The following is a 13,786-nucleotide window of genomic DNA, read 5'->3' as shown; positions in this document are numbered from 1 at the left end:
AGCTTGCAGGAAACGGTCAGGACTTGGGTCATAGTTAGGTTATATTATGACTCATTATGACTCCGAATTCCTCCCGGTCCTTGCACTGTAGGCAAAGGGGAGGGCTCCTGTGCCTTCTAGCTGACAATTGGGAAATGGTAAAGAAAAAGTCTTTGCGAGATCCTGCAGGTTTCATTCGCGTCAGCGGTGGGGAGCACTTTTGTAGTTGATGGAAAAGTTGACTTGGCTGAATCTGGGTAAACGCCTTGACCATCCTCTCAAGGGGGGTTGGCCGCGCTGGCTCAGCAGTTGGACGCTGCTGACCTTGGCATTGACGGGCTTACTTTTGATTCCCACTCTGACGGTGCTGCTCAGCCTTTTTGCCGACGAGCGGCAGGTTTGGGAACACTTGGCCGACACCGTCTTGGGGCTCTATGTGCGCAATAGCCTGGTGATGATGGCAGGGGTGGCGGCGGGGGTCATCCTGGTGGGCAGTGGCACTGCCTGGCTGGTGACCATGTGTCAGTTTTGGGGGCGGGCCTGGCTGGAGTGGATGTTGGTGCTGCCCCTGGCGGCCCCCACCTATGTGTTGGCCTACGCCTACACCGATTTTTTGCAGGTAACCGGCGGTTTCCAGATCTGGCTGCGGCGGGTAACAGGTTGGGGGATCGGCGACTACTGGTTCCCTAACATTCGCTCGTTGTGGGGGGCGATCCTGCTGCTGATCCTCACCCTCTATCCCTATGTTTACCTCTCGGCCCGGCTGGCCTTTCAGGAGCAATCGGTGGCCTGCTTAGAGGTAAGCCGCTCCTTGGGCTACGGGCCTTGGGCCAGCTTTTTCAAGGTGGCTTTGCCGCTGGCCCGACCGGGGATCGTGGCCGGCTGTCTGCTGGCCTTGATGGAAACCCTCAACGATTTCGGCACCGTCAGCTATTTCGGGGTGGACACCTTCACCACAGGCATCTACCGCACTTGGACGGCTCTGGGCAATCCGGTGGCGGCGGCTCAGCTTTCCGCTCTGCTGTTGCTGCTGGTGCTGCTGCTGATGGCGGTGGAGCAATTCTCCCGCCGGCGGGCGCGCTACTATCGCCAAGGGTTCAAACCCACCCCAACCCGTTACCGCCTACAAGGGATCCGGGCGGTGGGGGCCTGGCTGGCCTGTGGGATCCCAATTGGGCTGGGCTTCGTCGTTCCGGCCTTGATTCTGCTCAATATGACCCTGCGCCAGGGGGAGTTGGGTCGCCGCTTTTGGAGCTACGCCCAGAACAGCTTTTGGCTATCGACCATCACGGCTGTCATTGCTGTTTCCGTGTCGGTGGTGGTGCTGTACGGGCTGCGGCTGCAGGGGGGATCCCCGTGGGGCCTGTGGCTGGCGGTGCAGTTGTCTTCTCTGGGCTACGCGCTGCCGGGAGTGGTGATCGCGGTGGGGGTTCTGATTCCCCTAGGGTGGTTGGATCAACTGCTGAGCTACCTGCGGCAGGTGGTGCTGCAACAGCCACCCGGCCTGGTGATCGGCGGTACCCTCACGGCTTTGGTGTTCGGCTATCTGGTGCGGTTTTTGGCCGTTTCTTTGGCCACCGTTGAGGCCACGCTGCTGCGCATTCCCCCCAGTTTGGATGAGGCAGCCCGCAGCCTGGGGCAGGGATCCCTGGGCACCCTGTGGCAGGTGCATTTGCCCTTGATGAGGGGTGGCCTCTTGGGGGCTATGCTGCTGGTATTTGTGGATGTGATGAAGGAGCTGCCGGCCACGATGGTGCTGCGGCCCTTCAACTTCGACACCTTGGCGGTGCAAACCTACCGCTTGGCAGCCGATGAGCGTCTCGCGGAGGCAGGGGCACCGGCTTTGGCCATTGTCTTAGTGGGGATTTTGCCGGTGGTTCTGCTCAACTCCCAGATGGCGCGGCAACGCAACCTCGGCTCCTCAGGGAATCTCCTTTGAGAACCCTACAAGGCCTCCGCTCCGGCCACCACCTCCAGGATCTCCTGGGTAATAGCCGCCTGGCGAGCTTTGTTGTAGGCAAGACCCAGCGTGCGAATGAGCTCGCTGGCATTGTCGCTGGCGTTGTTCATGGCCGTCATGCGAGCTGCCAATTCGCTGGCCGCCGCCTCCTGCAAGGCCCGTAGCAACTGGTTGTTCAGGTACAGCGGCAGCAGTGCATCCAAAATCTGCACGGGATCCTGCTCAAAGATCATGTCCTGAGGTGGGGCCGAGACCGCTGCGATGACTTTGCTGCGCTCGACGGTAAACTCTCCGCCCCGCACCAAAAGACGAAAAATTTCATCGTCTTGAGTGGCCAACCGCGACGGATCGAGGGGCAACAGGGATTGCACCACCGGACGGGAGCTGATCAAAGAGACAAAGCGGGTATAGAGCAGCTCTACCTTGTCCACCTTCTCCGACAAGAAGGCCGAGAGGAGCTGATCTCCAATCTGGGCAGCCTCAGCCGCCGTGGGGATCTGCGACAAATTCACGTAGGTCTTGGCGATGGGAGCGGAGCGCCGCTGGAAATACTGCACCGCCTTGCGGCCCACCAGGTAAAGCTGCACCTGCTGCCCTGTCTCCTGCAGCTCGCGAACCCGCTCCTCGGTGCGCTTAATCACGTTGGCGTTGTAGGCTCCGCACAAGCCCCGATCCCCGGCCACCACCAACAGCCCCACCGTCTGGATGGGGCGCTGCTTCAGCAGAGGCAAGTTGACATCCTCCAGTCGCAGCCGCGTCTGCAGTCGATAGAAAACCTGGGCCAGCCGGTCGGCGAAGGGACGGGTGGCCATCACTTGCTCTTGGGCGCGCCGCACCCGAGCTGCTGCCACCAGCCGCATGGCCTCGGTAATTTTGCGGGTGTTTTTCACCGCCTTGATGCGATCGCGGATGCGCTTGAGGTTTGCCATAACCTACTCCCTCTATTTTGGTGGTCGACAGGGATCCGGGCCAGGAGAGATCCGCGTCACCCTAGGCCGCCTTGGCCACGAAGCTCTGCTTGAACTCTGTGATGGCCGTTTTCAAGATTTCTTCTGCCTCGTCGGTGAGTTGCTTGGTGGAGAGGACGATCTCGCCATACTTGGGATGGGTGGTGCCCAGGTAAGCCAAAAGGCCCTGTTTGAAGCTGGAGACCTTCTCCACCGGAATGTCATCCAAATAGCCTCGCGTCCCCGCATAGATAATGGCCACCTGCTGATCCAGAGACAGGGGAGAGTACTGTGGCTGCTTCAGCAACTCCTGCAGCCGTTGGCCGCGGGCCAGTTGCTTTTGGGTAGCCTCATCCAGGTCAGAGGCAAATTGGGCAAAGGCCTCCAGATCGCGGTATTGCGCCAGTTCCACCTTGATGGAGCCAGCCACCTTTTTCATCGCCTTGGTCTGAGCTGCCGAGCCGACGCGGCTGACGGAAATCCCGACGTTGATGGCCGGGCGGATGCCAGCGTTGAACAGATCCGATTCCAAGAAGATCTGCCCATCAGTGATGGAGATAACATTGGTGGGAATGTAGGCCGACACGTCATTGGCCTGGGTTTCCACGATCGGCAGCGCCGTCATGGATCCCTCTCCCAGTTGGCTGCTCAGCTTGGCGGCTCGCTCCAATAGCCGCGAGTGCAGGTAGAACACATCCCCAGGATAAGCTTCCCGACCGGGTGGACGGCGCAGCAGCAGCGACATTTGCCGATAGGCCACCGCCTGCTTGGAGAGGTCGTCATAGACCACCAGGGTGTGTTTGCCCTGGTACATGAAGTATTCGGCAATGGTGGCACCACAATAGGGGGCCAGCCACTGCAACGGGGCCGGGCTATCGGCGCCGGCAGCCACCACAATGCTGTAGTCCATAGCCCCTCGCTCGGTCAGGATGCCCACCACCTGGGCGATGGTGCTCTGCTTCTGGCCAATGGCCACGTAAATGCAGATCACATCCTGCCCTTTTTGGTTCAGGATTGTGTCCACAGCAACGGTGGTCTTGCCGGTTTGGCGGTCGCCGATGATCAGTTCCCGCTGCCCCCGCCCGATGGGGATCAGGGCATCGATGGCGGTAATGCCGGTTTGCAGGGGCTCGTACACAGAGCGGCGATCGACAATGCCAGGTGCCGGAGATTCGATCAGGCGAGACTCCGTACACTGGATCGGGCCTTTGCCGTCGAGGGGGTTGCACAGGGGATCCACCACGCGGCCCAAGAGGGCTTCCCCCACCGGGATGCTGGCAATCTTGCCCGTGGATTTGACGGTGGATCCCTCTTGGATATTCCGCCCGGAGCCGATCAGCACGGCACCGATGTTGTCTTCTTCCAGGTTGAGGGCAATACCGGTGGTGCCATCCTCAAATTCCAGCAGCTCGCTGGCCATCACCTTATCCAAACCGTAGATGCGGGCAATGCCATCCCCCACCTGCAGAACTGTCCCCACATTGGAGACCTGCATCTCCTGGTTGTACTGCTCAATCTGCTGTTTGATGATGGTGCTAATCTCGTCTGGGCGAATGGTAGGCATAGCAGTCCTCTCAAGTAATGGGAAGGGATCCTCAAAAACCAACTTAGGCCAACTGCAAGGCAAGCCGGCGCAACTGTCCACGCAAGCTGAGGTCGATCACCTGGGATCCAATCTTGATGACCACCCCTCCCAGCAGCTCCGGATCCTGAGTGGCTTGCAACTCCACACCGCTGGCCTGGGTGAAGTCCATCACCCGCTCGCGAATCGATTGCTGCTGAGCTTCCGTCAAGGGTATCGCCGTCGTCACTTCGGCCAGGACAATGTTCTGGAGCTTCCGTTGCAGATCCAAAAAGCGCCGGCAGACGGCCCCGAGAAACATGATACGGCGGCGGTCGGTCAACAACTTCAGCGCATTCAGCAGCAGAGGGTGGATCTGATCGGCAAATACTTGCTGCAGCAGGTTCTTTTTGGCCTCGGCCTTGATCACCGGGTTGGCGAGAAACTGGCCCAGCTCCGGCGTAGCCCGCAAAACCTCGGCAATAAAGCGCATATCGGCGGCAAAAGTGTCCAGCAATCCCTGGCCTGACCCAAGAGCAATGAGAGCCTCGGCATAGGGATCCACCACCTTCTCGGCCATTGTGCTGCTGATCATACCTTTCTCCTCCTTGAGAGTTAGCGGGCAATCATTTGGATCCCTCTCTCGATCAAGCTGCGGTGAACCTCTTCGTTGAGGTGCTGCGGCAACTCCTGCTCCACCTTGCTCAGGGCTTGGCGAACGATCTGCCGACGCAACTCTTGAAGAATCCGCTCCTGCTCGCTAGACAACTCTTTCTCGGCATTGGCCCGCAGCCGCTCCACTTCCCGCTCCGCCTGCTCCAACAACTCTTGCCGACGGGCTTCGGCGTTGGCTTCCGCCTGCTTGCGGATACGTTCAGCCTCCTGCTGAGCCTGGGCCAGCTTTTGCTGCTCCTCCGCCAGCCTCTCGATGGCTTCCCGCTTGCGCTGCTCCGCCTGCCGCAGTTCTTCTAGGATCCCCTCCCGCCGCTTGGCCAGGGCTTCTCCCACCACTTTGCGACCCAAGATAAACAGCAAGGTGAGAATGATCGCGATGTTGATCAGGTTGCTCTCGAGAATCTTGGCCAAGAGATCCCCCTCTCCTGCCTTGGCTTCTGGGAGTAGCTCCGTGGTCTCGGCCACAGCCAAGATCCAACCGGCCACCCAACTCCACACAGGCATCGCAAGCTCCTCCAAAAGTACTTCCAACCAGCGATCTAACGAGCACTGCCCAACAGTTTCTGGGTAATCTGGGCGGCAATGGCATCCACCTGCTGCTGCAGCTGTTCGAGGGCTGCCTGCTTCTCTTGCTCGACCTGTAGCCGCGCCGCCTCCAGCTTCTGCTGGATCTCTGCCTGCACAGCAGCCAGTTTCTCGGAACGAATGCGAGCAGCTGCAGCCTCTGCCTCAGCGATCACCTGCTGGGCTTGCAAGCGGGCCTGGCTGATCTCAGACTCATACTGTCGGGTCAACGACACCGCCTTGTCCAACCGCTCTTGGGCTTCCGCTTGAGTGGTGCGGATGTAGTCGCTGCGGCTGTCGATAGCCCGCGTAACCGGCTCATAGAAGAGGGAGTTGAGCACTGCCACCAACAGCAAAAACTGAATGGCAATCAGGGGCAGGGTGGCATCCAGATCGAAAAGACCACCTTTTTCAGCCGCTTCAACAGCCAATAGAGTTTGGAAGAGCATGGGTGTTATGACCCCAACAGAAACTTAGGTCTACCGTCAGGCCGGGTTGGGGGGCGGATATGGCTCACCTCGGCCATCGCTGCGGCCCGCCCCCGTAGGACACTAGGCGAAGGGGTTGGCAAACAAGAGCACCAAAGCCACCACCAAGCCGTAGATGGTCAGAGCTTCCATGAAGGCCAGGCTAACCAGCAGGTTGCCGCGGATCTTGTCTTCCGCCTCCGGTTGGCGGGCCACCCCTTCCATCGCAGCAGCAGCGGCGTTCCCCTGTCCGATCCCAGGACCCAGGGATCCCAGACCAATGGCCAGAGCAGCAGCCAGAACAGAAGCAGCAGAGGTTAACGGATCCATAGTGAGATGCTCCTTGGTGATTGACACAACAACAACGTCTCTTGAGCTTCAGAGGTGATCGGGTCTGATACACTACAGCCTCAAATCACTCCCTTGTCGGCGGCTTTCAGAACCAATCTGTCAGCCCCAACAAACCTTACCAAAAGAAGGGATCCCTTGCGCTGACCCACTTGAGATGATCCTCCCGAAAAGGTTCAAGATGGATCGACCGACCAGCGGGATCAATCGTGGTGATCCCCTCCTCCATGACCTTCCAGCGCCTCTCCAATGTAAGCTGCCGAGAGGGTTGAGAAGATCAAAGCCTGAATCGCCCCCGTAAACAGGAACAGAACCATCACCGGCACGGGGATAAACAAGGGCACCAGCAACACCAACACCGCAATCACCAGCTCTTCTGCCAGGATGTTGCCGAATAGACGGAAACTCAGGGAGAGGGGCTTGGTGAAATCTTCTAAAACGTTGATGGGCAGCAGAATCGGGGTAGGCTCGATGTACTTTTTGAAGTAAGACAGCCCCCGCTTGCTGATGCCGGCCACGAAATACATGATGCTGGTGAGCAGCGCCAACCCGGCAGTGGTGTTGATGTCGTTGGTGGGGGAGGCCAACTCCCCTTCCGGCAGAGGAATCAGCTTCCACGGGAAGAGGTTGCCCATCCAGTTGGAGACAAAGATAAACAGGAACAAGGTGCCGACATAGGGTACCCAGGGCCGGAAGTTTTTCTCGCCAATCTGGGCACGGGCAATGCTCTGCACAAATTCCAGGGCATACTCGACAAAGTTTTGCAGACCAGCCGGCTCCCGCTGCAGTTGACGGGTGCCCAAGATAACCACCGTCAAGATCAGGGCAATGGCGATCCAGCTGGCGATCAAAACCTGCCCGTGAACCGTGAATTTGCCCAGGTGCCAGTAAAGGTGATGGCCGACCTCGAGTTCTGCCAAAAGAGGAGGAGAGGAGAAGGACAGGTTCATGGGCATCACACAGAAGAAGATGAACGGGTCAAGGTCTGGACAAGATGAATGAGCAGGGTGACCTTGTAGGTCATGAACCCCAGGAAAATGGGCAATATCTGTAAAGACTTCACCTGAGTGGCTAAAACGATCAGCCCGACAAACAGAGCCAAACGCGTCACCCCCAAACGGTTGCGGCTTTTGCCCAGCTCCGCTACGCCGCGGCCCAGCATGCGCAGATAAACCACGCCAACAACCGCCCCCAGCAAGTAGTTGGCAGCTACCCCCAGAGAGTAAACCAGGGCCACTCCCACGGCAATGGCCAGACTTACCCCCGAGGTAACCAGCACCAGCCACAGCTGCAGCGCTTCATAGCTCCCGCTGCCAGCAACTGCTGCCCCCCTAGCTCCACCCTTCACCTTCCTCGCCAAATCGGGCTTCCCCAGGGCAAGGGGTGGCTCTGACGCAACTGGATCCCCTTTCTCTTCCTCCCGCTTCGGAGAAGGAGGTGCATTCTCCAAGGGAGGCAGTGGTCTGGGCTTCCACTGGGTCGCCTTCCAACGGGTAGAACTGTGAGAGAGGAGTCTGGAAGAACGGGCCATGGTTTCGAGGTCATGCCTCTCAAGGTTTGACCTTAACCCAAGATAACACGATTAAGTAACAATACTTAATGAGATTAAGTTGGGCCAAGGTCTGAAGGAGACTCCGCTGGTCGCTCAGACAGGCAGCTGGCCTTCCGAACGACAGGGATACTCCTCTGAGGAGCTAGCTAAGAATCTACCACTTTCGGGGATCGGTAGCGGCAAAATGGAAAACTTTCTGAAAGCTGTCTGGTGTAAAGTTTTGCTGGGGATGGTCAGCAGGCGTTAACATTCCGTAACTCTCTGTGTCCCGTCCTGGATCCCCCAGGTTTCATATACTAAGGGGCAGGAGTGGCAGAGGGTGAGGATGACTCCCCAGAGTTGGCTGGTGGATGCAATCTGGCTGGACTACCGCTTGGCAGTGGCGCTGACGGTGGTGATGCCATTGCTGCTGCTGATTTGGGCTTTTGCGGTGGGGTTGCGGCCCTTGATTCAGCTATTGATCGTTTATTGGCGGGTATCGAGCCTCTTGGCGGTGACGGTGTACCTGATGATTGGGGGCCTGCCCGTCAGCTTTCTCAGTGGAGCAATGGCGCGGCTGTTGATCTTGGTTTGTCTTTGGTTTTGGCGGGACTGGAGTGCTGCTCTCGAGCAGTCGAGAACCTGGGCGGCGCGAGCCTTTTTGCTCTGGCGGTGGGGCCTGACTGGTTATATGGGGGCCGGGATCCTCTTTTCGGGGGCCTTTGTGCCCTGTGCTTTCCGCACTTCTCTGCCAGAGGAGTGCCGGGCTTGGTTTGGGCCACCGCTGGGGTTTCGGGAGATCTTCCATCCCAATGTATCGCCGGAGCTGCTGGGGAGCGTGGGGGCCTGGGGGCTGGTGGCCTACCTGCTCTACAGCCTCTACTTTGTCTGGCGGCTGCGGCCTGGAACTGATAAGGGGGAACTGGAAGCATGAGGGCCCTGCCTTGGCCCTTGGCCTTGGAGCGCTATAGCCAAGACCCCCGCAAGAGGTGCTGCGGGTGGAGGTGGAAAGCGAGGGAGAGTCTGATCTGGTGCTGATCTACCGCGGCTACAGCAGCTCCTTGCGCCGACCCACTCCCCCCGATCCCGAAGCGGCGGTGATCCCTCCCCAGGCCCGCTTTTTGCAGTTGGAGCGCTTGGCTGCCCCCTATCACCCCGATCGCTCACGGGTTCTGGCTGTCTATCGCAACTGGGGAGAGCTAACAGCATGGCTGGCCCAAGAAGGGATCCCAGTGACGGAGTAAGGGATCCCTGGCACCTACCGCCCCACAGGACTGGGTTGCCGCTGGAGGATGGTGTATTCTGCCGGCTGCAAAAGCGAACGTCCTGTCATTTCGGGGGGCTGAGGCAGGCCCAAGATCTCCAGCAGGGTGGGGGCCACATCAGCCAAAGTGCCGTCGGAGCGCAACTTGACATCGCCGCCACAGCCGGGGATTTTGCGCCTTTCCCCCTCCACCAGAATGCAGGGAACGGGGTTGGTGGTGTGGGCCGTCCAGGGGTTGCCGTTCTCATCCCACATCAGCTCTGCATTGCCATGATCCGCCAGGATCAAAGTAGTGCCTCCCGCATCTACCACTGCCGCCAGCAGCCGGCCCAAACAGCGATCCACCGTTTCCAGGGCGCGGATGGTGGCTTCGTAGTTGCCAGTGTGACCTACCATGTCGAGGTTGGCATAGTTGAGCACCACCAGGCTGTATTCGCGGCGGGCGATGGCCTCTATCGCCTTGTCGGTCACTTCCACTGCCGACATCTCCGGCGCCTGGTCGTAGGTGGTCACCAGCGGGCTTTGCACCAGGATGCGATCTTCGCCGGGGAAGGGCTGCTCGATGCCGCCGTTGAAGAAGTAGGTGACATGGGCGTATTTTTCCGTCTCGGCAATGCGCAATTGCTTGAGGCCGGCCTCGCTCACCACTTGGCCCAGCAGGTGATTCAGGTTCTGGGGCTTGAACAGCACCTGCACCGGCAGCTCCGCCTCGTACTGAGTCATGGTGATGAAGGTGAGATCCGGCAGCAAGGGGCGTTGAAAACCCGAAAAGTCTGGGCAGACAAAGGCTTGGGTAAGTTGGCGGGCGCGATCTGGGCGGAAGTTGAAGAAAAGCACCGCATCTCCCGACTGCACAGCCCCCGGAGCCAGGCGGGTGGGCGGGATGAACTCGTCTGTGAGATCCTGGGCATAGAAAGCTTCCATCACCTCGGCGGCGCTTTGTCCACAGCCAGGGCCGTCTTGGGTCATGATCTCGTAGGCCTTTTGGGTGCGCTCCCAACGGCGATCCCGATCCATGGCGTAGTAGCGTCCGCTCAGGGTGGCGATGACGCCATTGCCCAGCCATTGCAGCTCTTTTTCCAGGGCGGCCAGAACCCTGGCACCATCGCGGGGCAAGGTGTCGCGGCCATCGGTGATGGCGTGGACATAGGCCGGAATCTCAGCCTGGGCCGCCAGCTTGAGCAACCCATAGAGATGGTCGATGTGGGAGTGAACCCCCCCCTCGGAGCAAAGGCCAACGAAGTGAAAACGGCCCCCTCGCTCTCTGAGCTGGCGACAAACTTGCATCAACAAGGGATCCTGGAAGAGGGATCCTGTCTCTATCGCGTCGCTGATGCGCACCAATTCCTGCGGCACCACCCGCCCTGCCCCCAAGGTCAGGTGCCCGACTTCAGAGTTGCCCATCTGTCCTGCCGGCAGGCCCACGGCCCGACCCGAAGCTTGCAGCAGGGTGTGGGGATAGGCAGCCCAAAGGCTATCCAGGACAGGGGTTTCCGCAGCCAGCACCGCGTTGCCATCGAGAGCATCCCGATAACCCCAGCCATCCAGGATCACCAAAACCACAGGTGCTACCGATTGCGAATCCATGAAATGGCCTCTCGTTTTATTTAAGACATAATACCAGCCCAGGCAACACGATACCGGATCTTACATTTACGCTCAAGATTTCAATATTATCAATCTTCTTTTGAGAGGATAAGGAAGTGCCTGCACAGGCAGGATGGAGTCTTTAGCGCCAACCCCTATGCACAACTGTGCCGCGGTCAAGAGTATTTCTGCGGATGAAATTGCAGATGGGATCCTCAGGGGCTGGGCTGCAACCGTTTGCGCAGAGACTCCGAGCGCCGCTTAGCAATGGCATTTCGGGGATCCAACTTCAGGGCAGTTTCGTAAGCTTCCAAGCTTGGGCCATAGAGATTTTTCTTCTCATAGGCATGGGCCAGATTGTTCCAAGCAGTTACATAACCGGGATCCGCAGCCACGGCATCCTTGTAGTAGCGGATGGCCAAGTCGTACTGCCCCTGGCTGAAGTAGGCAAAACCGAGGGCGTTGCAGACGGGGGGAATGTTCTCCCCGGCCACTTCTAGGGCTTTTTTGAGCTGGGCAATCGCCTGGTCATAGAGGCCCTTTTGCAGATAGACGCTGCCCAACTCGTAGTGCTCCTGCGGGGATCCCTTGCCTTTGCTCAGGCGGGGCTGCAGCTCACGGATGACCTTTTCCTGGGCCCGTACCCGCAGCACCTCCCGCAGGACAAAGAAGCCCGCCACGCCGAGGATACTGGCCAGAGCCACCAAATACAGGAGGGGAACGTTAACGCCCATTTTGCTTGATCCACTTGCCTGTGACTGGCCTCGCTGGCGTCACGCCTGCAGGTGAGCCTCGATAAACCAAAGATCTTTGTCAATCTGGCGCGAGATCTCGGTGAACAGGTCTGCTGTGTCGGCATCCCCCAGTTCGGTGGTGCGGTCAATGTTGCGGCGGACGGAAGCTGCATAGTGAGCGTAACGGGCTGCCAAAGCCTGCAGGTGATCCCGACCCTCTTCAGCGGCCAGATCGTACTCCGGCAAGGTGGAGGTTTGGGCAACGATGCGAGCCGTGCCGCGGGCGATGCCCCCCAGCGCCGTAACCCGTTCCGCCAGCATGTCCACGTAGTTTTCCAGGGTGCTGGCAAAAGTGTCGAACATCTCGTGCAAGGCGATGAAGTGCATGCCTTTAACGTTCCAGTGGGCCTGTTTCACCTGCGTCTTCAGATCCAACGTGTCTGCCAAGGACTGGTTGAGCAGCTCCACCAGTTGCGCGCGAGCCTCTGCTGGCAAATCGATCTGGGTGGGGTAGAGACGGGTTTTCTCGGCGGTAACCATGGCCAACCTCCTAACCGTGTTTCCATTATCGGGGATCCGCTTCGGCTTCCCAACTGAGCCCATAGTAACACAAACTCAAAATGAGTATGAGTTAGGAGAGCTACTTACCGATGCAGAAGCGGCTGAAAATCTGATCCAGCACTGATTCCGAGATCTCCTCGCCAGTGATCTGGCCAAGGGCATGCAGGGCGCCCCGTAGGTCGATGCTCCAAAAGTCCAGGGGGAGCTGAGCTTGGATGGCCTGCCCCACCTGTTCCAGGCTGGCTTGGGCTTGTTGGAGGGCAGCGGCCTGCCGCTGGTTCAGGCTTATCTCCAGATTGGGCTGGGGACGTCCCTGGGTGACAAGCTGCTCCAGGGCTTTTTCCAGCTCCGGGATCCCTTTCCCTTGGGCGGCAACCGTGGGGACGCGGTGGGCAATTTCGGGGGGGAGAGGGATCCCCTCTGGCGGGGCGAGGTCGGTTTTGTTGATCACCAGGATGAGGGGGCGATGGCGGATCGACTCGTAGATGGCGGCGTCGGCAGCCGTCCAGCCCGCTTGGGCGTCGATGACCAGCACCAGCACATCGGCAGCCTGGGCTAGGCGTTGGGAGCGCTCCACCCCCAGCCGTTCCACCGGATCTTCGGTGGCGCGGATGCCGGCAGTGTCCAGCAGTTGAACGGGGATCCCTTTCACCACCAGGTGGGATTCCACCACGTCGCGGGTGGTGCCGGGCAGATCGGTGACGATGGCGCGATCCTGTCCTGACCAGGCATTGAGCAAGCTGGACTTGCCCACATTGGGCCTCCCGACAATGGCCACCTTCACCCCGGTGCGCAGCAGTTGTCCCCGTTCTGCCGTGGCCAGCAGGGCTTGGATCTGGGCTTGAATAGCTTGGAGCCGGGCCTGCCAAGCGGCAACATCCAAGGGGGGCAGATCCTCTTCAAAGTCGAGGCGAGCCTCAATTTCTGCCAACAAACCCAGCAGCTCCTGGCGCAGGGCGCGAATGGATCCCCCTAACTTACCCTGCAAGCCTGCTAGGGCCATCCGGGCCGCCTGAGGGGAGCGGGCCGCCACCAGATCGGCCACACTCTCGGCCTGGGTGAGGTCAATGCGGCCATTCAGAAAAGCGCGCAGGCTAAACTCCCCCGGCTGGGCCAACCGCGCCCCCTGCCGCAGGCATTGTTGCAACGTGGCCTGAACCACCATGATGCCACCGTGGCAATGCAGCTCTGCCACATCTTCGCGGGTGTAAGAACGGGGGGCCTGCATCCAAACGGCCAGCGCTTCGTCTAGAATTTGGCCTTTCTCATCGTGGATCCAGCCGTAGAGGAGCCGATGGCTCTCCCAGACTGCGCTGCGGCGGGCAGGGGTAAAGATGGCTTGGACAATGGGAAGGGCTCGTGACCCGGAAAGGCGCACAATCCCCACGCTGCCCTGTTCAGGCACCACCGCAGTGGCAATGGCAGCGATCGTATCGGCCAGTGGGGCAGTCGGATCCATCTTGAATGAAGCCCTGAGGGAGTTCGAGCAGCCGTTGGATTACAGATCGGCATCCACCGATTACCAAAAAACTGGGTTTAAAGCCCTGCCCTTCTAGGACGACTTTTATCTCGTTAGACCTGCGCTAAAGTGTGCCCATGCGCGTTCCA

The 13,786-nt window shown here is 59.4% G+C and carries 15 protein-coding genes; 3 read left to right on the top strand and 12 right to left on the bottom strand.

Translation table 11 applies throughout. From position 1 onward, the window contains the following. The first annotated feature begins 208 nt into the window (after positions 1 to 208). Positions 209 to 1,918, top strand: coding sequence for an ABC transporter permease (locus NW856_RS13755; protein WP_414400702.1), 1,710 nt, complete (start codon positions 209 to 211; stop codon positions 1,916 to 1,918). 5 nt (positions 1,919 to 1,923) lie between these two features. On the opposite strand, the gene NW856_RS13750 is transcribed toward NW856_RS13755, so the two are convergent. The 8 genes from NW856_RS13750 to NW856_RS13715 form a co-directional block, all read right to left on the bottom strand. Then, positions 1,924 to 2,868 carry a F0F1 ATP synthase subunit gamma gene (locus tag NW856_RS13750; protein ID WP_414330493.1) on the bottom strand — a complete coding sequence of 315 codons (945 nt, stop codon included), beginning with the start codon at positions 2,866 to 2,868 and terminating at the stop codon, positions 1,924 to 1,926. A 61-nt stretch (positions 2,869 to 2,929) separates the two neighbouring features. Next, on the bottom strand, positions 2,930 to 4,450 hold the full coding sequence (atpA, locus tag NW856_RS13745) for a F0F1 ATP synthase subunit alpha (protein WP_011434218.1): 1,521 nt from the start codon (positions 4,448 to 4,450) through the stop codon (positions 2,930 to 2,932). Between the two features lie 43 nt (positions 4,451 to 4,493). Further along, entirely contained in the window at positions 4,494 to 5,042 is a 549-nt protein-coding gene (gene atpH, locus NW856_RS13740; RefSeq protein ID WP_414330491.1) for an ATP synthase F1 subunit delta, read from the bottom strand. A 20-nt stretch (positions 5,043 to 5,062) separates the two neighbouring features. Further along, positions 5,063 to 5,626: a F0F1 ATP synthase subunit B gene (locus NW856_RS13735; RefSeq protein ID WP_414400701.1), complete on the bottom strand. Its 564-nt coding sequence runs from the start codon at positions 5,624 to 5,626 to the stop codon at positions 5,063 to 5,065. A 35-nt stretch (positions 5,627 to 5,661) separates the two neighbouring features. Next, the gene (locus NW856_RS13730) at positions 5,662 to 6,135 is read right to left on the bottom strand and encodes a F0F1 ATP synthase subunit B' (protein WP_414349846.1); all 474 of its coding nucleotides are present in this window, start codon (positions 6,133 to 6,135) and stop codon (positions 5,662 to 5,664) included. A gap of 102 nt (positions 6,136 to 6,237) precedes the next feature. After that, positions 6,238 to 6,483 (bottom strand): ATP synthase F0 subunit C, encoded by a 246-nt coding sequence (gene atpE / locus NW856_RS13725; protein ID WP_235280127.1) that lies wholly within the window; start codon positions 6,481 to 6,483, stop codon positions 6,238 to 6,240. 221 nt (positions 6,484 to 6,704) lie between these two features. Further along, a complete protein-coding gene (atpB, locus tag NW856_RS13720; RefSeq protein ID WP_414349847.1) occupies positions 6,705 to 7,451 on the bottom strand; it encodes a F0F1 ATP synthase subunit A in 747 nt (248 codons plus the stop codon). Positions 7,452 to 7,456: 5 nt separating this feature from the next. Next, positions 7,457 to 7,849 carry a hypothetical protein gene (locus NW856_RS13715; RefSeq protein ID WP_414400700.1) on the bottom strand — a complete coding sequence of 131 codons (393 nt, stop codon included), beginning with the start codon at positions 7,847 to 7,849 and terminating at the stop codon, positions 7,457 to 7,459. Between the two features lie 529 nt (positions 7,850 to 8,378). Between NW856_RS13715 and NW856_RS13710 the strand changes: the two genes are divergently transcribed. Together NW856_RS13710 and NW856_RS13705 are read left to right on the top strand one after the other, a co-directional pair. After that, positions 8,379 to 8,966 carry a DUF3177 family protein gene (locus NW856_RS13710; protein ID WP_011434226.1) on the top strand — a complete coding sequence of 196 codons (588 nt, stop codon included), beginning with the start codon at positions 8,379 to 8,381 and terminating at the stop codon, positions 8,964 to 8,966. 55 nt (positions 8,967 to 9,021) lie between these two features. Next, positions 9,022 to 9,276 carry a hypothetical protein gene (locus NW856_RS13705; RefSeq protein WP_414400699.1) on the top strand — a complete coding sequence of 85 codons (255 nt, stop codon included), beginning with the start codon at positions 9,022 to 9,024 and terminating at the stop codon, positions 9,274 to 9,276. Between the two features lie 14 nt (positions 9,277 to 9,290). Here the strand turns inward: NW856_RS13705 and gpmI are convergent, their stop codons facing one another. From gpmI to mnmE, 4 genes are all read right to left on the bottom strand, one after another. Then, on the bottom strand, positions 9,291 to 10,883 hold the full coding sequence (gene gpmI, locus NW856_RS13700) for a 2,3-bisphosphoglycerate-independent phosphoglycerate mutase (protein WP_414400698.1): 1,593 nt from the start codon (positions 10,881 to 10,883) through the stop codon (positions 9,291 to 9,293). 215 nt (positions 10,884 to 11,098) lie between these two features. Further along, the gene (locus NW856_RS13695) at positions 11,099 to 11,617 is read right to left on the bottom strand and encodes a tetratricopeptide repeat protein (protein WP_414400697.1); all 519 of its coding nucleotides are present in this window, start codon (positions 11,615 to 11,617) and stop codon (positions 11,099 to 11,101) included. A 39-nt stretch (positions 11,618 to 11,656) separates the two neighbouring features. Further along, the gene (gene dps, locus NW856_RS13690) at positions 11,657 to 12,157 is read right to left on the bottom strand and encodes a DNA starvation/stationary phase protection protein Dps (protein WP_414400696.1); all 501 of its coding nucleotides are present in this window, start codon (positions 12,155 to 12,157) and stop codon (positions 11,657 to 11,659) included. A 100-nt stretch (positions 12,158 to 12,257) separates the two neighbouring features. Next, positions 12,258 to 13,637, bottom strand: a complete 1,380-nt coding sequence (mnmE, locus tag NW856_RS13685; RefSeq protein WP_414400695.1) for a tRNA uridine-5-carboxymethylaminomethyl(34) synthesis GTPase MnmE — start codon at positions 13,635 to 13,637, stop codon at positions 12,258 to 12,260. Positions 13,638 to 13,786: the final 149 nt, after the last annotated feature.

Source organism: Synechococcus sp. R3-13 (assembly GCF_047462195.1).
GTDB lineage: Bacteria > Cyanobacteriota > Cyanobacteriia > Thermostichales > Thermostichaceae > Thermostichus.
This window is presented reverse-complemented; position numbering and strand designations above follow the sequence as displayed.